Raw genomic sequence first — 23,049 nt, 5'->3', positions numbered from 1 at the left:
CGCCCTCCCCCGCCCCCAGGGTTAACCTGGAATTACTCCATCTTGCCCAAAACGAGCGCGATCAAGGCCATGCGCATGACCACACCGTTGAAGGCTTCCTGCCAGTAGCGCGACCAGCGGGTGATGTCGACATCGGGAGGAATTTCGTCCATGCGGGGCAGAGAGTGCAGCAGGATCGCATCGCTCTTGGCCTTCTTGGACAGCAGTTCGCGGGTGATCTTGTAGTTATCGGGGGTCATCCCGTGTTCGCCAGCTTCCTGGCGGGACTTGGTGTAATCGGGCTGAACCACAGGCTCGACCAGGATCACATCGGCTTCGGCAATCGCCTGTTCCACATGCTCAACTTCGCGGAAGTCCACGCACAGATCGGTCAGTTCCTGCTTGAATTCCGGCTTCAGGCCCATGTCGGGGGGCGCCACGAAGGTCACAGGGCAGTCGAACTGGGAGAGGGCATAGCCCAGGGAGTGCATGGTGCGCATGCGCATATCGCCAACCGCCAACCAGCGCAGACCGTCAATGCGGCCCTTCTCGCGCAGCACGGTGTACAGGTCGGTCAGGATCTGGGTGGGGTGTTCGCCCCAGCCGTCACCACCGTTGATGATCGGAACCGAAGACCACTTGGCGGCTTCATGGGGAGCGCCCTGCTGGAAGTGGCGCATGACGATCACGTCGCCGTAGAACTCCAGCATTTTGACGGTGTCTTTGATCGATTCCTGATACCAGTCGCCCGCGCGGGTCATCTTGGCATCGGAGAAACCGGTCACATGGCCGCCCAGGCGGTGCATGGCCGATTCGTGGGCCAGGCGGGTGCGGGTGGAGGGCTGATAGAACGCCGTCACCAGCGTCTTATCCGCGCACAGGTCATCGTTGCGGCGGTTGCGGGCAATCGGTTCCAACTGTTCGGCGATCTCGAACACGCGGAAGAACTCCTGGCGTTCGAAATCTTTCAGGGACAGAATATCACGACCAGCAAAGCTACGCATTTTTAAATCTCCTTATCAAAATAGTGTTGTTTGGGTTACAAAACGTTCAAACCAGTGTCTGGTGGATTGAGTGAGTCTCGGTTGAGCAGCGAATGAACCTCCTTGTTTTAAGATGAGATGACGGATCATCCCACGCGGCGTACCACGTGGAAGCGGAAATATCCGGGGAGAAAATAGCTGTAGGAATAGTCCACCACCTGCCCCTCACCGCTGAACAGGCGCGCCGTGAACATCAGCAGCACGTCGCCGCGCTGAATTTCCAGCGCGCGGGCAATTTCGGACGAAGCCGCCACCGCGTGAATTTCGGTGAGTGAATTGACCAGCGGTGGCGAGCCTCGCCGCAGCAAAAAATCGATAACGGAACCAGTAAAACCATCCTGTAAATCATCCAGGGTCAGGAATTCTTCCGGCAGCAGGTCAATCAAATAGGCCACTGGCCGGTCTTCGGCCTGAATCACACGCGATACCTCTAAGAGGGGCGTTCCCTCTGGAACCGATAAAATAGCCGCCTGATCCTGGTTAGCGCTCAAACGCATCACTTGCAGCGTTCCCAGCGTCACTTCCAACCCAATTTTTGCCGCGAGGCTTTCAATGCTTTGCAGCACTTCCAAACCGCTTTCAATCACATGGTTATGACTGACCACGAAGGTGCCCACACCCTGCCGCCGCCGGATCAACCCCTGGCCTTCAAAGGTGCGCATGGCTTCGCGCAGGGTTGCGCGCGAAACGCCCATACGCCGCGCCAGTTCGGGCTCGGTCGGCAGCCGGTCGCCCGCAGGTGTGAGCGCAATCAAATCCGCCAGCTGAGACTGCAGCCGCTGAAATGGGTGGCGCTCGGAGGTATGCGGGGCATTAAGCGATGGCATCTTCAATCTCTGACCTATCTCTTTCGCCTATTCCAAAACCGGCACAAAGCCAAACTGGGTCACATCCACCAAACCCAGGTCCGAAATGCGCAGTTCGGGGATGACCACCAGCCCCAGCAGGCTCACCTGCATATTGGGGTTGTTCAACGTGCATCCACAGGCGCGGTAGCCTTCCAGCACCGTAGCCGCAGCCGCCGCCACCTGCCCCGCCGGTTCCGACGACATGATCCCGCCCACGGGCAGCAGCAGCTTGCCGATGACTTCGCCGTTGCGCACCACCACCTGCCCGCCGCCCCATTCCGCCAGGGCGTTCACCGCCGCGGCTATGCACTCGTCATCCGAGCCCACCACAATCAAATGGTGGCTGTCGTGCGCCATGGTGGTTGCCACCGCACATTTTTGGTCAAAGCCCAGGCCGTGAACCAGCCCCAACTGCACGCGGCCCGAGCCGTGGTGGCGCTCCACCAGAGCCAGCTTGGCCACATCTTTTTCAAAGGATGCCCGCACCTCACCGTCCTGCACCGGCAGCTCCAGGCGCAGGTGGCGCGTGGGGGCCTGATTCTCGATGATCCCAATCACATTGGCCGTCACACAGGCGCGCCCCGTGGGCGAAGTCAGCCGAAAATCAGCGGCGTTCAGCTTGCGCGGCAGATGCACCGAATGCAGCGCCCAATCGGGCACACAAGAAGGCGGAAGTTCCACCACCCACTGGCCATGTTCCGCCAGCACCCGCCCCTGGGCAATGACCACTTCCGCCTGGAAATTCACCAAATCCCGAGTCAGCACCACATCCGCGTACCGGCCCGGGGCAATCATGCCCATCTCGCGGCTCACCCCGAAATGCTCCGCCGTGTTGATCGTGGCCATTTGCACGGCCGTCATAGCCGGAATGCCGTTGGCGATGGCGTGGCGCACAGCGCGGTCCATATGGCCTTCATAGGCCAGGGTGGCCGCGTGCGCGTCGTCGGTGCACAGGATGAAATTGCGCGGGTCGAGGCCCATCTCCGTCACCGCTTTGGACTGCTCAGCCACATCGTGCCAGGCCGAGCCGTAGCGCATCATGGATTTCATCCCCTGGCGCACGCGCGCCGCGGCGTCTTCTTTGCGGGTTCCCTCATGGTCGTCAGACGGGCCGCCCGCCGCATAGCCGTGGAAAGCCAGGCCCAAATCCGGCGTGGGGTAATGCCCGCCGATCACCTTTCCAGCCGCACGCGCAGCCGACATTTCCGCGTGCATTTTCTCATCACTATTGAACACACCGGGGAAGTTCATCACCTCGCCCAGGCCGATGATGCCCGGCCACTGCACTGCCGTTTCCACATCCTCCGGCGTAATCGCCGCGCCGGGGGTTTCCATGCCGGGGGCCGAGGGCACGCAGGAGGGCACCTGGGTAAAGACATGCACCGGCTGTTGGGCAGCTTCGTCCACCATCAGGCGCACGCCCTTCAAGCCGAACACATTGGCAATTTCATGCGGGTCAATGAACATGCCGGTTGTGCCGCGCGGGGCCACCGCGCGCACAAACTCAGTCACGGTCAAATTGCCCGACTCAACGTGCATATGTCCATCCAAAAGCCCCGGCACCAGATAGCGCCCGTTGGCTTCAATCACCTGCGTGTGCGGGCCCACCGTATGGCTGGCGTCTGGCCCCACATAGGCAATGCGGTCCCCCACCACGGCGATATCCGTATCCGGGATAAATTCGCCTGACTGCACGCACACCCAAATACCTTTGCGAATCACCATATCAGCGGGCTTGCGGCCCACAGCGCAATCTACCAGCGGACGAGCATCTTTGAGAATAAAATGATCCAGGCTCATGCGGCTCCCATCCTCTCAGGCATACCGAACCAGGTAAAGCGGCCTCACTCGCCGCGAACCAAACGGCGCGAAGCGCGGTTGTGGCGCTCCACATGTACGGGCAGATCCAGCCCCACCAACTGCTTTTCGCGAACCACCACCTTGCCTTGCACCACGTTCCAATCCACCCGCGGGGTGCTGCACAGCAGCACCGCCGCCAGGGGATCGTGCAGAGCCCCGGCAAAATCTAATTGATTCAAATCCACCGCCACGAAATCGGCGCATTTCCCCACTTCCAACGAGCCGATATCGCTGCGCCCCAACACCTGGGCGCCGCCGCGGGTGGCAATTTCCAACGCCTCGCGCGCCGTCATAATCGGCGGGGCCTTGGGGTCCGAAAGGGACGCGCCCAACAGGCCCGCCCGCAGCCGCGCCACCAACAGCGCCTGGCGGGCTTCCAGCATCAGGTTCGAGCTGTCGTTGCTGGCCGAGCCGTCCACGCCCAGCCCCACCTTGACCCCCGCCCGCCGGTATTCATAGATGGGGGCAAAGCCGGAAGCCAGGCGCATGTTCGAGCCGGGGCAGTGGGCCACGCCGCAGCCTTCGCGCGCGAACATCTTGACTTCTTCTTCGTTAATATGAACCGCGTGGGCAAACCACACGTCCTGCCCCACCCACCCCAGCGATTCCATGTACGCGCCGGGCCGATGGCCGAATTTCTCCAGGCAGAAGGACTGCTCATCCTCCGTCTCGGCCAGATGGGTGTGCAGATGCACCCCGTACTGGCGCGCCAGCACCGCGCTTTCGCGCATCAGCGCGCCGGTGACGCTGAACGGCGAACAGGGCGCCAACACAATCTGCACCATCGAACCCGCTTTGGGGTCGTGGTAACGTTCAATCAGGCGCACACTATCTTTCAGGATGAAATCTTCGCTGTCCACCACGCTGTCGGGGGGCAGCCCGCCCTGACTTTCGCCCAGGCTCATCGAACCGCGCGAAGCGTGCAGACGCAGCCCCACGCTGGCCGCAGCTTCAATTTCGTCATCCAGACTGGAGCCGTTGGGGAACAAGTACAGGTGGTCAGAAGCCGTGGTACAACCAGACAGCGCTAGCTCGGCCAGCGCTGTCTGGGTAGAAATCGCGATATCTTCGGAGGTCATACGCGCCCAAATCGGATAAAGGGTCTTCAGCCAGTTGAACAGGTTGGCGTTTTGGGCCTCCGGCACGGCGCGCGTGAGGGTCTGGTAAAAATGGTGATGGGTGTTGATCAGCCCCGGCAGAACCACGTGCCCGCTGAGGTCCAGAACCTCATCGGCGCTTTGGGGTAAATCCTGACTGAGCCCCACCTGCTCAATAAACCCATCGCGGATAAACAAACCACCGCCAGGAATCTCCCGACGGTGGTCATCCATCGTCACTAACAGGGTAGCGTTCTTAACCAGAAGAGTAGCCATTTTGAGATTCCTGAATATATCAGTGGGTCGGCTAATGGGGATTGCTCAACAATTGATATATTCAGTTTAATAACAAATTCTCAAAATGTCAATTGTCTGACAACATGACTTTTGTCACTTGTCTGACAATTCCGCCCCCCGCAAGGTGTTCTGCATGAGCATGGCGATCGTCATCGGCCCTACACCGCCCGGAACGGGTGTGATGGCCCCGGCCACTTCCTTCACTTCCTCAAAATCCACATCCCCTACCAGGCGGCTGCCCTTGGGATGGGTGGGGTCTTCGATGCGGTTGATGCCCACATCAATCACCACCGCGCCGGGTTTCACCCAGCTGCCCTTCACCATATTCGGCCGCCCCACGGCAGCGATGAGCACATCCGCCTGACGCACCACCGAAGGCAGGTCTTTGGTGCGCGAATGGCAAATGGTCACCGTGGCGTTGGCGCGCACCAGCAGCAGCGCCACCGGCATACCCACAATGTTGGAGCGGCCCAACACCACCGCGTTGCAGCCTTCCAGCTTGGGGATAACCGTCTGCGCCAGCACCAGCGAACCGGCGGGCGTGCAGGGCACAAACAGCGGGTCGCGGCCCTTCTGCGCCAGGCGCCCGATATTGATGGGGTGGAAGCCGTCCACATCTTTCTCAATGCTGATGGCGCGCAGCACCTTTTCTTCATCCAAATGCGAAGGCAGCGGCAGCTGCACCAAAATGCCGTGCACGCGCGGGTCAGCGTTGAGCTCGCTCACCAGCCCTTCCACCTTGTCCTGGGTGGCGTCCGCGGGCAGTTCAAAACCAAAGGATTCAATCCCCAATTCCGCGCAGGCTTTGCGCTTGGAGCTGACATACACATGCGAAGCCGGATCGTCGCCCACCAGCACCGTCGCCAGTCCCGGCCGCGATTTTCCTGCCGCCACCCGTTCCGCAACCGCCTTGCCAACCTCCGCACGCACATTTGCAGCAACGGCTTTTCCATCAATAATTTGTGCAGTCACCGTCGTTTCTCCTTTCCATGCTCACAGTTGATTCACAGCGAGAATCCGCCTCGCTTAAAGATCCCAAAACTCTAAAATCATTATATCTTAACCAGCCTTCGCAGGCGGCTGCTTTTGTTCCATCCAGCCAGGGCTATTTCATATTCCACTGTCATTCCCTTGACGACAGATTGAAGGATGTAAGATTACAAAAGAAAGATGAGGCGAGCTGCGCTTCAACACACAGCCCGCCTTTTATACTGTTTGAAAATAATCAAGTTAAGAACGGTTCAGCGCAGGATCAGCGGCAGGAACAGTGTGTGTCCTTTCACGGTCAGGGTAATCTCCTGCACGTATCCCTCTTCAGTCATTGCTACCTGCTCCCAGTATTCATCGTTGCTCATCTGGAACACCGGGCTAGTAGGGTCATTGCCCTGCACAAGGATGAGAATGGGGATATCCGCCGGAGGCGGCTCCAAATGCAGCAGTTCCTGGTTCTCGGCGGTCAGTTGGAATGTGCGTATATACTGCTGTTCGCCGAGTGGGGACAGAAACGTGACCTGCACATCCCCTTCACCCAAAGGGAAACCTGTTCTGGATTGGAGATTGAGCAGCAGATTGGCGCCTTCCACCACAGGCAAGTTGGGGCGGTTTTCACGACCTCCTTCGCCAAGGTCTTCGCCGCTTTCCCAATCCCGGTTGCCTCTAGAGGTCACAGCACATCCAGAAACGGTCCACCCCGCATCACCAAAGAATCCGTGCCAGAAGAACACTTTATCTGCGTCTTCGCCATAGGTTTCATGCAGGATATTATAGACCTGCTGCATATTGTCAATCTGAGTATATGTGCCGCCTGCCTGTTTTTGCAGGAGGAGATCTTTGATGTCTGTAAAAGAGAGGGAAAACGGGTCGTCATCGCTCGCAGGGCTGTCATGCAGGTCATACAGGATAGCGGCAACAGCAACATCTTCTCGTTGAAGTACGCTGCCGTCGCTGCCAGTTTCTGTATGCCAGGGTGTGTACTGGGTTTCCAGATCCAGGAATCCGCTGTAGATTCCCGCTGTGCCCTGGTTGACATATTCCCCCAGGGCATCTGCCCAGAACACGGCCCAGCCTTCAGCCCACGAATCGCTGGTGGTTGAATTGAGGAATCCCTTGTGATTGCCGCAGTCCCTCGTCACATGAGCGGTCATATTGGTTTCAAACATCACGTGGTGGAAATATTCATGCCATTCCCGGTTTTCCGGGCGGTTCCGCGAGGTAATGGTTGAATCATCGGCAAAAATGGTAATGGTATTCGTCGAGTAATAATAGGCGGTTCCGTGATCAGAAAATGCTTCTACGATCACAGGCGCGAGGTTATTGGCTTCCAGCACCTGAACGGTAAAATCTTCTGCCTGTTCCAGATGATAAAACATGTATCCCAAATCATTCAGATTCAGCATGTCTGCAAGGGGCAAATTGGTATTGCCGCCAGAGAGGAGGTAGGAGCTGCTGAATTCCAGGTCTCGTCGAATTTCGGTTTTCTTAACCAGAAAATTTGCGGTCTCCACGTAAGGAAGGGGATCATCCAGGAGTGGGGGCATGTAGTGGATGGTAAAACCGCCCAATCCCGGGCTGCTGCTGTGCGGCTGGATAAGAGATGCCCGCACACGGAAATTCCCTGCTGTATCCTGCGGTACTTCGAATTGATATTCTCCAGCGTCTGCGCCGTGGCCGCCTTTGGTGGTGGTGCTTCCGAACACATGGCCGTCTTGGATCAAATCCACCTTAAGGTTTTTCAAGGGAAGAGCGGGCTGGCCGCGTTGCGCATTGGGGACTCTCACCGCACCGTGGATGATGATGGTGGGCGGCGGGGGAGGAGCAGATCCCACAGACGCTCGTTCCACGGTTTTGTAGATCGTTCCAGATGCCGTTCGTCCGCCGATGGCGTAGATGGAACTGCCTAATGAAGCCGCGCCCAAGGCTTCACGCGCTGTTACCAACGAAGGCTCCGTGCTCCAGGCGGAAAGATTGCCGTCCGATTGAATGGCAGCGCTGATGACGGTCTTGAGCGGTGCGCTGCCCACGGACGGATTATATCCACCCATCACATAAACCCTTCCATTGCTGATGGTGGCCGCCGCCGCAATTCGCATATTTGGAATAGCGCTGGTTGTGCTCCACACAATGCTGCCGTCACCCTGAATGGCACCAACCTGCGTGGTTGTGTCATCTTCGTCCTCGCCATAACCCCCAATTAAATAAATGCGGTTTTCCTGTGCTGCCGCGGCAAATACGGAGCGGCCTTCCGGCAGCGGAGTGGTCGCCTCCCAACTGCCCAGCGAGCCGTCACCCTGGATGGGCGCACGAATGCAGTCGGTGATCTTGCCGCCCATATCATCCATTCCGCCAAAGACGTACAGGTATCCAAGATATGCGGCAGCTCCAGGTGTGTTTCTGCTTTGAGGCAGCGAGGTGGTATCCTGCCAGGTTCCCAGGGAACCATCCGTATTGATGGACGCAACTTCAACCGCATCGGTGCTGCCGCCCACAACATAAAGAAAGGAATCAGCAGCCAGCATGGCAGGATTGTAATGCTCATGATTCAGTGGTGAAGTATCGTTCCATGTAGAAATTGTGCTGCCGGATTGCAGGGCAAATTCCACGCTGGTCAGCGCGTCAAATTGACCCTGTCCTCCTGCTACATAAATCGCATTGGAGGTGGCGGCAGTACCAAAATATTCGCGTGTGGCATTCAGCGCCGGCGCTGTCTGCCAGTTCCCCAGGGAACTGCCCTCCAACTGCAGCGGGCTGGATGCACTGGCTGCGGAGGAAGGTTGAAATACACCCGGCATTGACAGTGTAAATATCAAGATCGCAATGAATACGTGCAGAGGAGCTTTATTCATGGGATCACCGATTGTTGAGGAAGGAGGAAATGGATTCGGGCAAACGCCTCATCTGCAAATCATTCTAGCAAAAAGCGAATTGCATTTCAATAAGCCAGATTTCACTGTTTTAGGCCGCAGCGCCCAATTCTCACCCAGAAATCCCAATTACTAAGGCCCTAACTTCTTTCCCCATGATATAATAATCATGTTCGATTTCCCTTCTATTCTCTGCGGAGGCTCCCTCATGGAAATTTCCAGCACTCAGTTCAAGCACTGCGACCTTGTCAAAATTGTCGGTCGCGTGGACAGCTCCACCGCCCCTCAAATGGCCGAGGCGCTCAATGCAATCATGGATGCCGGACGCTATAAAATTATCATTGATTTCAGCGGGGTTGAGTTCATTTCCAGCGCGGGTCTGCGCGTGTTGGTCAACGCTCAAAAGACCTGCCGGCGCTACAATCGCGGCGAAGTGGTCCTCGCCAAAATCCCTCAAAATATCTACGCCGCTCTTGATCTGGCGGGTTTCACCACCCTCTTCCAGATCTTTGACGAAGTCATCACGGCGGTAGGGTACTTCTAGACTGTCCAGCTTCCATGCCGACCAAAACCTTTCCGGGCCGCTATTCCAGCCTGGCAGACATTGCCATATTCATCCGCCAGGCCGCCGAAGAGGCCGGTCTGGAAGGTTTTGCCATCTACGCGGTTGAAACTGCCGTGGACGAAGCCTGTTCCAACATCATTGAACACGGCTACCAGGGGCAAGAAACCGGCGAAATCCGCTGTACCACGCTGACAGACGCAAAGGGGCTGACCATTATCCTTGAGGATCGCGGCCGCCCCTTTGATCCCTCTTCCGTCCCCGACCCCCAACTCGATGTGACCTTAGATGAGCGTCAGGCCCACGGCCTGGGGTTGTTTTTTATGCGCCAGCTGATGGATGAGGTCACTTTTTCGACCCGCGGCCCCGTCAACGTGCTCACCATGCTGAAGCACAAGGAGCACAAGACGGAATGAACCCGGCTCTTTCAGCTCTCCCAGAATGGAAACAATATCTGCTTCTGGGTGAAGCGCTGCTTGACCAGCCCAACACCACCGCACAATGCGATCTGATTCAGTCCACGCTTAAACAGCGCATGCAGGTTGATGCGCGCGTTTGGCTGGCCCGCCCCTTTTACCCCCTGCCGGGTGAGGCCGAGCCGCTGTTGGTTTCCAACACCGACACCCCCGACATCGTGCGCCGCGCCTTTGGCGATTGTCAAACCTGCTCTCAGGCGGGTGAAGACGACTCCTGCCAGGTGGTGGCTTTTCCCCTCACCACCCAGGGTTCTATTTTGGGCATCCTGGAAGTGCGCCGTCCGCAAGGCCCCTGCCTGCAGGCAGATGAACTCAATTTCCTGCAAGGTCTGGCCGAACACGCCGCCCTTTCCATGCAAATTTCCCGCCAGGTCAAACTGAAAAACTGGCGCTACGAGCAAATCAGCCTGGTCTCCAAGGTCAGCAATCAAATCGCCAACGTCACCGATCTGAACGACCTCTGCCGCCGTGTGACCCGCCTGATTCAGCAGACCTTCAACTATTATTACGTCGCCATTTTTACCCTGGAAGAGCAGGGCAGCGCGGTGCGCTTTCGGGCCAGCGCCGGCCAGCCGCGCCCCAGCGGCCTCTCCCCCGAAATCGCCACCCAGCTCGGCCAGGGGCTCATCGGCTCTGTGGCCCAATCGGGCCAGGAATTGCACAGCCCCGATGTGCGCTCTGAGCCGCGCTATCATTATGTCGATCTGCTGCCCGAAACCCGCTCCGAAGTATCTTTTCCCCTCAAGGTGGAAAACCGCACCCTGGGTGTTTTGGATGTGCAGTCCGACCGCCTGAACGCCTTCCACGAAATTGATTTGATGGTGCTGCGCGCCCTGGCCGATACGATCGCCCTGGGATTGGAAGGCGCCGAACTGTATCAATCGCTGGAAAAACGCGCCGAACAAATCGCCGCCATGTTGGAGATCAGCCATACCCTGGTCTCCCAGCTAGACCTGGACATTCTGCTGCAAGAGGTGGTTCAGGTCATGCAGGAGCGCTTCGGCTACCCCTACATCCATGTCTTCACCGTCCACCCCATCCGCCGCAAAGTCATCTTCCGCATCGGCAGCGGCGAGCGCAGCCAGGCCATGCTGGAAGCCTATCTGGCCTACGACCTGGATTCACCCAACGGGCTGATCCCTGCCGCAGCGCGCAGCGGGGTGACCATCATTGCCAACGACATCTCGCAGGAACCGCGCTACCGCCCCAGCCCCTTTTCCCCCGATACCACCCGCGCCGAGATGGCCATCCCGCTCACCTTCGCCAACGAAGTCCTCGGCGTGCTCGATATCCAAAGCGAACAGGTTAACGCCTTCCAGACCGAAGACGTCTCCCTGATCCAATCCCTGGCCGCCAGCATCGCCGTGGCCCTGCGCAACGCCAACCTGTACCGCACCGAAAAATGGCGCCGTCAGGTGGCCGACAGCTTCCGCGATATCTCCGGCCTCATCTCCGCCAACACCGCCCTCGACCAGCTTCTGCACGCCATCCTCACCGAGTTGGAGCGCAACTTGCCCTGTCAGGCCTCCGCCATTTGGCTGGTAGATGAAAACAACGGCGGCCAGCGGCTGCAATTAGCCGCCTGGCACGGCGTGGACCCGGGGCGCATCAACCAGGCTATGCAAGAATCCGAAGGGGTGCGCGCCTGGCTGCAAGCCGCCCTGGAAGGCAGCCAGCCCCACATCCGAGAGGCGGGCGATCCCTACGGCCCGCTGGGCATCGCCATGGATTTCCCCCCGGATTACTCCTCCATCGCGGCCCCCCTGCGCGCCGGAAGCCAATCGCTGGGCCTGCTGACTCTGGCCCATCAAACCACCGGCCGCTACGGCTCCGAAGCCCAATCCATGACGACCACTTTCGCCAGCTCCGCTGCCGTCGCCATCCAAAACGCGCGCCTGTACAACGACGCCCAGTCTCAGGCCTGGGTGGCCACCGTGCTGCTGCAAGTGGCCGAAGCCTCGCAGGCCCATAACAACCCGGACGACCTGCTGGAGACGATGGTACGCCTCACCCCGCTGCTGGTGGGGGTGAAGAAATGCGCCTTCTTCGTGTGGGATGATTATCAGAACGCGTTTCTCCTGAAAACCTCCTATGGGATTGACCTGAGCGGCCTGAGCCAAACCGTTTTTTCGGAACGCGACGTGCCCGCCCTGGCCCAACTGCGCGCCACCAACGTTCCCTTGTTTATTCACGACGCCGTGACCGAGCTAAACCTGCCCGCCGCGCAAATGCCCGCCGACACCGGCACCCTGGTGCTCATGCCGCTGACCGCCCACGGCAGCCTGCTGGGCGCCTTTTTGGTAGCCCATCAGGTGGAGCCGCAGCCCGGCGTTCAGAAGGTCTTCGATGAGCAGAATCTGGCCATTCTGCAAGGCATCGCCCACCAAACCGCCACCGCCCTGCAAAGCCTCAGTTTCCTCGAATCCCGCCAGCAGGAAGGTTATGTCACCGCGGTCTTGCTGCAAGTGGCCCAGGCGGTGGCCAGCCAAAATGATCTCAGCGACATTCTGGACACCATCGTACACCTCATGCCCATCCTGGTGGGCATTGACGCTTGCATCATCTATTTATGGGACGCCTCAACTGGAAAATTTACCCCCGCCCAAGCCTTCACCGGCTCCCATCAGGCAGAGGCCCTGGTGCTGCAGCAAAGCTACACCCCCGCCCAGTTTGACCTGCTGCGCAAAGCCCATCAAGAGGGCCACCCCTATTTCAGCCCCCTCACCAGCCGCGACCTCACCCAGGATACCTGGCCCATGCTGCCCTGCGTGGTCAGCGAAGATGTGGGCGCGCTCAACAGCCTGGCGGCAGGCGGCTGGCTCATGGCTTTTCCCCTCACCGTCAAAGGCGAGAATTTCGGCGTGCTCCTCGCCCAGCAGTCCGCGAGCAGCCTGGCCTTTTGGGAGCGCCGCCTGGAAATCCTCTCCGGCATCACCCAACAGGTGGCCCTGGCGATCCAAAATGAGCGTTTGAACAAAGAGATGGTCGAACGCGAACGCATGGAACGCGAAGTGCAGTTGGCCCGTCAGATTCAGCAGACCTTCCTGCCCTCTGAGCTGCCCCAACCCAAAGGCTGGGACCTGGACGCCCGCTGGCAAACCGCGCGCACGGTGGGCGGCGATTTCTACGACATCATCCAGCTCGACCGTACGCATCTGGCGCTGGTGATCGCCGACGTCTCCGATAAGGGCATGCCCGCCGCGCTGTACATGACCGTCACCCGCACCCTTATCCGCGCCAATTCACAAAGCATCTCCTCCCCTGCTGCCATGCTGGAGCAAATCAACCGCCTGCTGCTGGCCGATGACGCCCAGAACGGCATGTTTGTCACCGCCGCCTATATCATCGTCAATCTGGAAAACGGAAAAGTGGTTTACGCCAACGCCGGTCACAACCGCCCCATTTTGCTGCACCACGACAGCGGAGAAATTGAAGTTCTGCCCAAGGGCGGCATGGCCCTGGCCGTGATGGAAGAAAACCATCTGGTCAATTACGAACATCACATGGCCCCCGGCGACGGTCTGCTGCTCTACACCGACGGTGTGACGGAAACTTTTTCTCCCAACGGTGAAGCCTTTGACACCCAGCGCCTGCAAACCGTGATTCAAGACTGCACCGGTCAGCCCGCGCGGGCCCTCTTAGACCGCGTGGATCAGGTGCTGCGCGACTTTCGAGAAAACGACAACCTCACCGATGATCTCACCATGGTCGCCGTCCGCCGCCTGCCCGCAGACGCGGCCCACCGCGCTAAGGGTCGAGCAGCTCAATCCGCCCATTCGAACCATTAACCCGAATACGCTGACCGTCGCGCAGACGGTGCGTGGCCCGATCCACCCCCACCACAGCCGGAATGCCGTATTCACGCGCCACGACCGCACCGTGGGTCATCATGCCGCCCATTTCCATCACCAGCCCTCCCGCAGAGAGGAAAAGCGGCGTCCAGGAGGGGTCAGTGCCCGGGCAAACCAGAATTTCTCCCGGCTGCAAACCCGCCTGCCGCGGGTCTAAGACCACGCGCACGCTGCCTTCCACAATCCCAGGCGATACTGGGCTGCCGCTGATGGCGTTTTCTGACTGTTCCGCCGCGAACATACCATCGTAAAAGGCGCGTCCATCGCTCAGCAGCAGGCGAGGAATCTGCCGCCGCAGGCGTTCCCGCGCAAAGGTTTCCCGCCGCTGGGCGGCCCGGTCGCGCCAGGTGGGGTCATTTTGCTGAGCCCATTGGCGCATTTCCGGCAGGGTCAGGAAGAAAATGTCCTCGGCCCGCTCCAGGTCTCCGGCGGCGGCCAGTTCCTGACCGCTTTGCAGCAGTTCCTGGCGGATGGCCCACAAAAAGCGCACAATCAGGAATTTGGGAGCCTCGCGCACCCCCATCCACTGGCGCGCCCGCCCGGCAAAGAAGCGCACCAGCCGTTCCCGCAGCCAGCCGTGCCGCTGCCGCACACGCTGAGCCACCTGCTCAACGGCCTGCTGGGCGCGTTCCGCCCCGCGTGCAAAGACCACATCCGGCCCCAGGGCTTCATTTTCAATTTGCATAAAACTGGAAAGCATCTCAAAGACATGCGTGGGATCTTCGGCCCAACGGGTATGCCCCAAGTCAATCTCGCCGTAGCCGCGAGCCCCGTACACCGCCAAAAATTCCGCCGCGCCGTTTTGAAGGCCGTGCGGCAGCTCCTCGCGCCGGTAGCGCTCGGTGAGTTCCTGGGGGCTGAACTGGGCAAACGCCTGAGCCGCTTCCCCATCGGCCCGCAGCCGCCGCGCGATCTCCCACAGGGTCAAATCCATCTCGGTGGTCGGGTTGTTGGGCATCCCGCGGGTCACTTCCAGGATCAAATCCGGCTGCCCCACCGCCTGAGCAGAGAGCATATCCAAGAACCGCCAAGCGGCCATGCCGGTGGCCACCCCCGACACAAACCGGCGGAACGTGCGCGGGATTTTTGCCAGGACAAATCCGTACACCACCTCCACCCGCAGGTTCAGTTTTTGCCAACGGTCCCCCGTCACCCGTGAAAAGCGGTCTTGCAGGTCTTGCAGCAGCTTTTCACCAAATTGGATCAGAGCCGCCCGCCGCCGCACCGGAGCCGCCATATTCAGGAGCACATTCATCACCACGGGGATCACGGCGCGGGCAATCTGCAGCCGGGCGCGCAGGCTGACCCCCGATCGTTTGGGCTGCAAACGCGGATCCTCCCAAATTTGCTCCAGGGCCTGCTTTACCGTGGGTTCCACATAATCAAAAATGGTCGGCAGCACCTTGCGCCCTACCGAATTGGACACCAGGGCAGTGATATTGGCCCACAGACGCTCGCCGGCGCTGAAGAGCACATTCTGACTAGTCTCTGTCACGCGGATGCCGTACAGCGTGGATAATGCCCGCACCAATAACAGCATAAAACTCCGTCCGACAGGAGAGATGGGATCGTACATGCCCTGCACCGCCGCGAATGAGAACATCACCCGCAGCGGTTCTTCGCTCATGCCTTCAGGGAGGGGAAATAGGGAAGTGATCGGACGGGATTGCAGCAGATACAGCTTTTCGCCCGCCCAGGCCCATTCCATATCCTGCGGGAAGCCGTACAGTTCCGCCGCGCGCTGACCCCACCCGGCCAGTTCCAAAATGGCCGCATCCGGCAGGGCCTGTTCCTGGCTGCGGTCCTGGCGCTGGGTGTGCGTTCCGCCGCCCGCCTGCCCGTGAATGGACACCTCTTTGCGCCCCAGGGTTTTGGAGAGAATGCGCCCGGCGCGCGGCTCCACCACGTATTGGTCCGGCTCAACCTGCCCCGAGACCAAAGCTTCGCCCAGGCCCAGTGTGGCTTCAATCACCGTTTGCGAACGCAAGCCCGTCAGCGGGTTGGCCGTGAAGAGCACGCCGGAAGCCTGGCTTTCCACCATGCGCTGCACCACCACGCACAGAGACGTTTCCAACTGCGGAACCTGATTGCGCATACGGTAACCGATGGCCCGCGCCGTCCACAGGCTGCCCCAGCAGTCCGCCACCGCCCGCAGCACCGCCTCAGTACCCACCACATTCAAAAAGGTATCCTGCTGTCCGGCGAAGGACATCTCCGGCAAATCCTCCGCGGTGGCCGAAGAGCGCACCGCCACGGCTGCACCGGGCATGCTCGCCAGCGCGTCCCGCACTTCCTCGGCCAGCCCAGGCGGCAGTTCCCCCGCCCGAAACCGCGCGCGGATTTGGGCTGAGGCCGCCTCCAACGCATCCGGCGACTGCGCGTCCAGCCCAGAGAGCAGCCCCCGAATGACCTCATCCAGTTGGTTGATGCGCAGGAATTCGCGATAGGCCGGGGTGTGAACCAGGAACCCTTCCGGCACCGGAAAGCCCGCCCGCCGCATGCGCGCCAAACTAGCTCCCTTGCCGCCAGCGGCTGCCAGATCCGCGAGTTCCGAATTCAAAGGCAGCACCCATTTTGCCTCGATGTTCATTGAATTGCGCATACGCCTCCTGTGTCCTACCGCGAGTCATGACGGTTGATCCTGTGCCGTAGATTGCATTAAGCGTACACCCATTTTCAAAAAAGAGGATTTGCCGCGGCACTTTGCTCCCAAAGATTTCCCAAAAGTGCCCGTTCACCTCTATAATTAACCCATGTCCTTCAGGGTATGCGCATGAACCAGACCTTCCTCGAAACCAAATTTCACATTCCCCCCTGGCGCGCGGGCAGCATCAGCCGCCCGCGCCTGGTGCAGCGCCTGAACGCGGGCCTGGAGGAGGGGCGCAGCCTGACCCTCATCTCGGCCCCGGCGGGTTACGGTAAAACCACCCTGGTGGCGGAATGGATTCACAGCAGCCAAAACCGCGCCAAAACCGCCTGGCTTTCGTTGGACGATGCCGATAACGACCTGGGGCGCTTCTTAAGCTACGCCGTCGCCGCCCTGTGCCGCAAGGATGAGAGCCTGGGCTGCGGCGCCCAGAACCTTTTGCAGATGACGCGCAGCGCCTCCCCCACCGCTGTGTTGGACGCCTGGATCAACGAACTGGCCGCCCTTCAGCAGCCGGTGTGCCTGGTGCTGGATGATTACCATGTCATCGCCCGCCCCGAAATTCACGAGGCGCTGGAATACTGCCTGGATCACCACCCGCCCCATTTCCATTGGGTCATCACCACCCGCGCAGATCCGCCCCTGCCCCTGGCGCGCCTGCGCGCCCGCCAGCAGATGACCGAAATCCGCGCCCAGGATTTGCGCTTCACCCCACAGGAAGCCCACCAGTTTTTCGCCCATTCCACGCGCAGCCCCCTGCCCGCCGAGACGCTGCAGGCCCTGGAGACGCGCACCGAAGGCTGGGCGGTGGGGCTGCAGTTGGCCGCGCTGGCCCTGCAAAACCGCAGCGACCCGCAAGCCTTTGTGGAAACCTTCCGCGGCAGCCACCGCTACGTATTGGATTACCTGGCCGAAGAGGTGCTGCACCAACAAAGTGAAGAGATGCAGCGCTTTCTGATCCAAACCTCCATCCTCGACCGGCTCAACGCTTCGGTCTGCGAGGCCCTCACCGGACAGGCCAACAGCCAGGCCCTGCTCACCCATCTGGAGCAGGCCAACCTCTTCATCATCCCGCTGGACGATCAGCGCGGCTGGTACCGCTACCATCACCTCTTTGCTGATTATCTGCGCACCGGGCTTTCCTCCGCCGAATCGGTCGAGCTGCAGCGCAAGGCCGCCCTGTGGCACGAGGCCCAGGGATCCTCCTTTGAAGCCGTGCGCTATGCCCTGGCCAGCAAGCAGCCCGATTTTGCCGCCGAGGTCATCCAGCGCGCCCTGGAACGCGAAACCACCTGGTCGGGCGGCAACGTTGCCCTGCTGTCTTCCTGGTTAGATGCCCTCCCCGCCCAGGCCCTGCGCAGCCGCCCGCAGCTCAGTCTGAACGCCTCGCGCATTCTGTACCTGTGCGGGCGCTTTGATCAGGCCGAAAAATGTATCGCGCAAACCGAAGAGGCTCTCCAGGCCCTGCCGCCCTCGGAGGAAGTGGAAGAAATGCGCGCCCTGGCGCATATCTACCGCGGCGCCATCTTCGCCGTGCGCGGCAAGCTGCCTCAGGCGCTGGAAGAAACCGCCGCCGGGCAGCTGCGCCTCTCACCCGACCATCACCTCGGCCAGGCGCGCGCCTTCTACAGTCTGGGGTTGGTGCATGAACACAGCGCTCAGTTTGAGACCGCCCTCCGCCATTACTTACGCGCCAGTGAAGAAGCCGAAACCGCCGGAGTGCTGTCCCTGGCCATCCATGCCCGCTGCGCTGCCGCCCAACTCGAAATCCGGCAAGGCCGCCTGGGGCGCGCCGAGCAGATCTGCCGCACCGCCCTCGCCGCCGCAGAGAACACCCCCATCCCGCCCCTCGGCCTGGCCAAAATCATCCTCGGCAGCATCCTCTTAGAGCGCAATCAATTGGAGGACGCCCAAAATCTGCTGGAGGAAGGCACCGCCCTGGCACGTCAGGGCGGGCTGACGGATGATGTCATCGCGGGGTTGGCCTCCCTGGCCCGCCTGTACACCCTGCAAAACCGCCTGGACGAAGCCGAAGCGGCTGTTCAGTCCATTCGCACCCTGCTCACCGTCTACGATCTGCCCCACCTGGCCCGGTACGCCGGGGCCTACCTGGCTCGTTTGCACCTCTACACAGGCCGTCAGGCTGCCGCGGAAACATGGGCCGCGGATTATCGCGCTGTGCGCGCCGCCGCCCCTTTCCCCTTTGGCGAGCTGACACTGGCGCGCGTGCTGCTGGCCGCGGGGGCCTGGGACGACATTCCAGCTGTCCTGGAGCCCATTCTGGAACAGGCACAGCGTTCCGGTGAAAATCAAACCGTCATCGAGGCTGCGATGCTCCTGGCGCGCTGCCGTCACGCCCGCCGCGAGACCCAAGCCGCAGTAGCGTACATGCTCCAGGCGCTGCGGCTGGCCGCCCCCGAAGGCTACGCCCGCCTCTTCCTGGACGAAGGCCCGCCCATGCAGGAGCTGCTGCGCCTGGTGCGTCCCCAGGCCCCCGCATGGGCCGATGCCCTGCTATCCGCCATTCCTGGGCAGCCGGCCTCCAACCCCGCCTCTCCCGCTAACGCGCTGCCCGACCCGCTCAGCGAACAGGAAATGCGCGTGTTGGCCCTGATTATGGAAGGTCAATCCAATCAGGAAATTGCCGACCAACTGGTCATCAGCGTGGGCACGGCCAAATGGCACGTGCACAACGTCCTGCAAAAGCTGGGGGCCAAAAACCGCCCCCAGGCCATCGCCCGCGCCAGGGAATTGGGCTTTTAAGCCCGTTCTCCCCTACCCTGCCGCACCCAGCCGCCTCGGCGGCTTTTTGTTTTAACCTACCCACAAACCTATCTGCGGGTAGGGGACAAAACCTCCCTCTGCGCCTAAACTTAGGCTGTTCCAATCAATCAAAGCTTGTTTCAAGCAGAAGGAGAATCTCATGAAATCCATTTTTTGGCTGATCTTCGCCGCCCTCATGATCGGTCTGACCGCCTGCAGCGCGGACATCACCCTCAACACGGACGCCGATCAGGTGGCCCAAAACGCCGCTCAAATTGCCGATTTTGAGCCCCCCTCCGGCTTTTCCCCGGAGTTCAGCGCCTCGCTCAAAGGCTATATTCTGGTGTCGTACAGGGTGCAGGGTGAAAACAGCCACCTGTACCTGATCCAGTCCAGCGACCCGCAGGACGCTGATCAACTCACCCGTATGCTCGGCCAGATGGTCCCCAACACCCGGGATGTGCAAAGCCGCACCACCGTGCTGGAAAACCGCACCATCACCCTGCGCGGCGAAGAAACCACCCTGATCCTGTCCGAAGGCGTCAATTCAGAAGGCGACCGCTACCGTCAGGCCACCGCGGCCTTCACCGGCAAAGGCGGCCCCGCCCTGGTGTCCTTTTCTCAGCCGCTGGAGCGCTGGAGTACGGATACCGTCCTCACCTTCCTGGTCTCGCTGCGCTGATCCTCTGCGCATGACCCGCATTTTGGAGAAAAAATCATGGAAACAACCCAAAGTCACTTTGGTCAATGGGGTTACGTCATCATCTGGGCCTTGTTAGGCGCCGTCTTCCTGCTCTTCACCCCCTTTTACAAGAAAAGTCAGCGCAAGCCCGCCAGCGTGTACCTGGCCTTCATGGTGGCGATGGCCTTCGAAATGTTCGGCATCCCCATGAGCATGTACATCCTCGCCTGGGTGTTCGGAACCTCCATCCCCGAAGGTTTCTTCTGGGGCCACACCCTGGTGGCGCAGTTCGGCCACCTGGGCATGTACATCGGCACCGCCCTGGCCTTGCTGGGGATTGTACTGGTGGTGTTGGGCTGGAAAGAGGTCTACCGCCGCTATTGGAGCCGCGAGTCAGGCCGCGGCGAGCTGATCACCGACGGCATCTACGCCTACATCCGCCACCCGCAGTACACCGGCTTCCTGCTCATCACCCTGGGCATGCTCTTGGATTGGGCCACCCTGCCGATGCTCATCATGTGGCCGATCATGGCCGTGCTGTATTACCGCCTGGCGCGCCGCGAAGAGCGCGAGATGGAAGCCGAGTTTGGCCCTTCCTACCGCCAGTACATGCAGCGCACCTCCATGTTCCTGCCCTGGCCAAAATCCAACCCGGCCTGAGCCGGGTACGCACAAAGGTATGCTTTTATGACACCCGAGCATCAGCCGCACAACTATCACATCTGCATCGCCGGTCACCTGGATGACCGCTGGCTGCGCTGGTTTGAAGGCTTCCAGGTGACCTGCTCCCCCCTCGGCCACACCGAAATCAGCGGGAGGATGGATCAGGCCGCGCTGCACGGCATCTTCAACCGCATCCGCGATCTGAGCCTGGAGATCCTCTCCGTCCAGCGCGAACCTAATGAAGCATAGAGCGATACATATGACTCAATCGATGTATGAACCTGCGGGTCTAGAGATTTTCTTAACCCTGGCATTGGGGCGCACCCTGCTCTCGCCCTACTACCGCGGCTTCGTCCGCGATCTGCACCTCGACCCGCGGGAACGCGTGCTCGACTTCGGCTCCGGCTCCGGGGTGTGCACCCGCCACATCGCTGCCCAGGTGCGGCAGGGGCACCTGGCCTGCGTGGACATTTCCCACAAATGGATGGAGGTGCTGCGCAAGACCCTGCGCACCTACCCGCAGGTCAGCTATCACCTGGGCCGCATCACCGAGTTAGAACTGCCCGCCGCGTCCTTCGACCGGGTGATCCTGCACTTTGTCCTGCACGATATCCCCGCGGAGGAGCGCCCGGCGGTGATGCAGGCCCTGGCTCGCTGCCTGCGCCCCAACGGACGGCTGCACCTGCGCGAGCCCCAGGGGCACGGGCTGGAGGCCGCGGAGCTGGCCGCCCTGGCCGCGGCTGCCGGGCTGCGCTGTCAGGATTTCAGCGCCCACAAAACCGCCGCCGGGGCCGTATTTGACGCGGAATACAAACCATAGACAGACCATCAAAGGAAACCGGATGAAATCCTATCTGCAAAACCACCCTGTTCTGACCTTCCTGGGGATCAACTTTGCCTGGACCTGGCTGTTTTGGCTGGGGGCCGTCCCGCTGCGCGGCGATCGGCTGCTGCTCACCGCTCTGGTGATGATCGGCGGCTTCGGCCCAGCCCTGGCGGGCGTGCTGACTCTGGGCCTTTCTGCCCCGCGCCGCCCCACCGGCATTCATTTCAAACGTCTGTGGGCCGCCCTGGGGTTTGCGGCGCTGCTGCTGGCCGTGTTTGGCGTACGCTACGCCGTGGGCAATATCCCCGCGCTAGATACCCTGGCCGACGATCTGCACCTCACTCTGCCAGTGCTGGCCGCGGTGGCAGCCGCCGCTGCGGTGGGCGGCTGGGTTTATTCCAGCGCCTTTTCTTCGCAGGCCCCCGTGCGCGAACGCATGGCTTCGCTTCTGCCGCGCGGGCGTTCGCTGGGATGGGGGCTGGCCGCTCTGCTCTTTTACCCGGCACTCATCCTGCTGGCCTGGGGGCTGGCCGCCCTGCTGGGTTTGGGGGTGGAGTTCCCCGGCCTGTGGGGGCGATCCGTCCAGGAAACCTTGCCCCTTTACGCCCTGATCTTCACCCTGACTGCCCTGGCCCAGGGCGGCAACGAGGAACCGGGTTGGCGCGGCTTCCTGCAGCCGGAGCTGGAAAAACGTTTCAGCCCGCTGGCATCCGCCCTGTGGGTATCCGTGGCCTGGTCGCTCTGGCATCTGCCCCTGTACCTCAACGGCTTCTACGCGCAGGATCTGGTGGGCGGCATGTTGGGCGGCTTCATCTTCCGCATCCTGCTTTCCATTTTCCTGGCCTGGGCCTACCGGCGTTCGGGCGGCAGCCTGCTGGCCATGATCCTTCTGCACGCTAGCTTCAACTGCATGGTCAACTTCCTGCCTACCTCCGACGTGGGCCTGCTGATCCTATGGGTGCTGACCGCCGCCGCGGTCGTGATCTACGGAAAGATGTGGCAAAAGCCGCGCCCCAACCCTGCTGGATAAAATCCATCAAAAAAGGCCAGACGAAAAACATCTGGCCTTTTTTGAGGTTAAACCGACTCAGCGCCGCCGCCGGCGCCCGCCGCCGCGCAGCAAGCGCAGCACAAACAGCAGCAGCACCGCCCCCGCCAGCGACATCAGCATGGTCGGCAGGGTGATGGCGTCATTGATCGTCCCGATTTTGAAAATGGGGGTCAGCAAATATCCGGCGATGAAAGCCCCCGCCACGCCCACCACAATATCCAGCAGCAGGCCCTGACGGGAGTTGGTGCCCATGATCCGGCTGGCCACGTAGCCCACAATTGCACCAGCGATCAGGTAAATGATCAGATTCATGTTTCCTCCTTCGTGCGCTCCGCAGCCCCGCGGACGGGGTGCGGCTGAAAGTACTTACCTTCATTATAGCCTATGTGCATCCCCGAAGTTCACCGCGCGTTTTTTGGGAGTGGATAAAAGTTGGGCTTAGATAAATTGGTAAACATGAGCAGGGTAGTTGGGAAAGCGTTGCTTATGCAATTGGCGTTGATTAAAACAGTACATGAAGAGCTTCAAAGCTGCTTTCAGGGCT

Annotated in this window: 18 protein-coding genes; 10 read left to right on the top strand and 8 right to left on the bottom strand. The window is 60.5% G+C overall.

Annotation, left to right across the window (positions count from 1 at the left end; translation table 11 throughout):
• Positions 1–32 precede the first annotated feature (32 nt).
• From pyrB to ADN01_RS16935, 6 genes are all read right to left on the bottom strand, one after another.
• Positions 33–983: an aspartate carbamoyltransferase gene (gene pyrB / locus ADN01_RS16960; protein ID WP_062419352.1), complete on the bottom strand. Its 951-nt coding sequence runs from the start codon at positions 981–983 to the stop codon at positions 33–35.
• A 125-nt stretch (positions 984–1,108) separates the two neighbouring features.
• Positions 1,109–1,849: a GntR family transcriptional regulator gene (locus tag ADN01_RS16955; protein WP_062419353.1), complete on the bottom strand. Its 741-nt coding sequence runs from the start codon at positions 1,847–1,849 to the stop codon at positions 1,109–1,111.
• A gap of 27 nt (positions 1,850–1,876) precedes the next feature.
• Positions 1,877–3,670: an adenine deaminase gene (ade, locus tag ADN01_RS16950; RefSeq protein ID WP_062419354.1), complete on the bottom strand. Its 1,794-nt coding sequence runs from the start codon at positions 3,668–3,670 to the stop codon at positions 1,877–1,879.
• A 44-nt stretch (positions 3,671–3,714) separates the two neighbouring features.
• Positions 3,715–5,103, bottom strand: a complete 1,389-nt coding sequence (locus ADN01_RS16945) for an 8-oxoguanine deaminase (protein WP_062419355.1) — start codon at positions 5,101–5,103, stop codon at positions 3,715–3,717.
• 114 nt (positions 5,104–5,217) lie between these two features.
• The gene (gene folD, locus ADN01_RS16940; protein WP_062419356.1) at positions 5,218–6,096 is read right to left on the bottom strand and encodes a bifunctional methylenetetrahydrofolate dehydrogenase/methenyltetrahydrofolate cyclohydrolase FolD; all 879 of its coding nucleotides are present in this window, start codon (positions 6,094–6,096) and stop codon (positions 5,218–5,220) included.
• Between the two features lie 269 nt (positions 6,097–6,365).
• The gene (locus tag ADN01_RS16935) at positions 6,366–8,966 is read right to left on the bottom strand and encodes a Kelch repeat-containing protein (protein WP_147238913.1); all 2,601 of its coding nucleotides are present in this window, start codon (positions 8,964–8,966) and stop codon (positions 6,366–6,368) included.
• On the opposite strand from ADN01_RS16935, the gene ADN01_RS19750 reads away from it, so the two are divergent.
• The 4 genes from ADN01_RS19750 to ADN01_RS16920 all read left to right on the top strand — a co-directional run bounded on the left by ADN01_RS19750 (position 8,965) and on the right by ADN01_RS16920 (position 13,810).
• Positions 8,965–9,120 (top strand): hypothetical protein, encoded by a 156-nt coding sequence (locus ADN01_RS19750; RefSeq protein WP_160318460.1) that lies wholly within the window; start codon positions 8,965–8,967, stop codon positions 9,118–9,120. The two genes, ADN01_RS16935 and ADN01_RS19750, sit on opposite strands and share 2 nt — an antisense overlap.
• A gap of 72 nt (positions 9,121–9,192) precedes the next feature.
• Positions 9,193–9,528, top strand: coding sequence for an STAS domain-containing protein (locus tag ADN01_RS16930; protein ID WP_062419358.1), 336 nt, complete (start codon positions 9,193–9,195; stop codon positions 9,526–9,528).
• Positions 9,529–9,542: 14 nt separating this feature from the next.
• A complete protein-coding gene (locus tag ADN01_RS16925; RefSeq protein ID WP_062419359.1) occupies positions 9,543–9,962 on the top strand; it encodes an ATP-binding protein in 420 nt (139 codons plus the stop codon).
• Positions 9,959–13,810 (top strand): GAF domain-containing protein, encoded by a 3,852-nt coding sequence (locus ADN01_RS16920; protein ID WP_062419360.1) that lies wholly within the window; start codon positions 9,959–9,961, stop codon positions 13,808–13,810. Before ADN01_RS16925 ends, ADN01_RS16920 begins: the two co-directional genes overlap by 4 nt.
• Here the strand turns inward: ADN01_RS16920 and ADN01_RS16915 are convergent.
• Positions 13,770–16,475, bottom strand: a complete 2,706-nt coding sequence (locus ADN01_RS16915) for a PEP/pyruvate-binding domain-containing protein (RefSeq protein ID WP_062419361.1) — start codon at positions 16,473–16,475, stop codon at positions 13,770–13,772. The two genes, ADN01_RS16920 and ADN01_RS16915, sit on opposite strands and share 41 nt — an antisense overlap.
• A 171-nt stretch (positions 16,476–16,646) precedes the next feature.
• Between ADN01_RS16915 and ADN01_RS16910 the strand changes: the two genes are divergently transcribed.
• The 6 genes from ADN01_RS16910 (at position 16,647) to ADN01_RS16885 (ending at position 22,484) form a co-directional block, all read left to right on the top strand.
• Entirely contained in the window at positions 16,647–19,283 is a 2,637-nt protein-coding gene (locus ADN01_RS16910) for a LuxR C-terminal-related transcriptional regulator (protein ID WP_062419362.1), read from the top strand.
• Positions 19,284–19,443: 160 nt separating this feature from the next.
• A complete protein-coding gene (locus ADN01_RS16905) occupies positions 19,444–19,965 on the top strand; it encodes a hypothetical protein (protein WP_062419363.1) in 522 nt (173 codons plus the stop codon).
• Between the two features lie 36 nt (positions 19,966–20,001).
• Positions 20,002–20,625 (top strand): methyltransferase family protein, encoded by a 624-nt coding sequence (locus ADN01_RS16900; protein WP_062419364.1) that lies wholly within the window; start codon positions 20,002–20,004, stop codon positions 20,623–20,625.
• A 27-nt stretch (positions 20,626–20,652) separates the two neighbouring features.
• Positions 20,653–20,877: a hypothetical protein gene (locus tag ADN01_RS16895; protein ID WP_062419365.1), complete on the top strand. Its 225-nt coding sequence runs from the start codon at positions 20,653–20,655 to the stop codon at positions 20,875–20,877.
• 22 nt (positions 20,878–20,899) lie between these two features.
• A complete protein-coding gene (locus ADN01_RS16890; protein WP_062419366.1) occupies positions 20,900–21,448 on the top strand; it encodes a class I SAM-dependent methyltransferase in 549 nt (182 codons plus the stop codon).
• Positions 21,449–21,470: 22 nt separating this feature from the next.
• Positions 21,471–22,484: a CPBP family intramembrane glutamic endopeptidase gene (locus ADN01_RS16885; RefSeq protein WP_062419367.1), complete on the top strand. Its 1,014-nt coding sequence runs from the start codon at positions 21,471–21,473 to the stop codon at positions 22,482–22,484.
• Between the two features lie 57 nt (positions 22,485–22,541).
• Here ADN01_RS16885 and ADN01_RS16880 read toward each other — a convergent pair whose 3' ends face one another.
• Positions 22,542–22,817 carry a GlsB/YeaQ/YmgE family stress response membrane protein gene (locus tag ADN01_RS16880; RefSeq protein ID WP_062419368.1) on the bottom strand — a complete coding sequence of 92 codons (276 nt, stop codon included), beginning with the start codon at positions 22,815–22,817 and terminating at the stop codon, positions 22,542–22,544.
• Positions 22,818–23,049 lie beyond the last annotated feature (232 nt).

The organism is Levilinea saccharolytica, assembly GCF_001306035.1.
Lineage (GTDB): Bacteria > Chloroflexota > Anaerolineae > Anaerolineales > Anaerolineaceae > Levilinea > Levilinea saccharolytica.
This window is presented reverse-complemented; position numbering and strand designations above follow the sequence as displayed.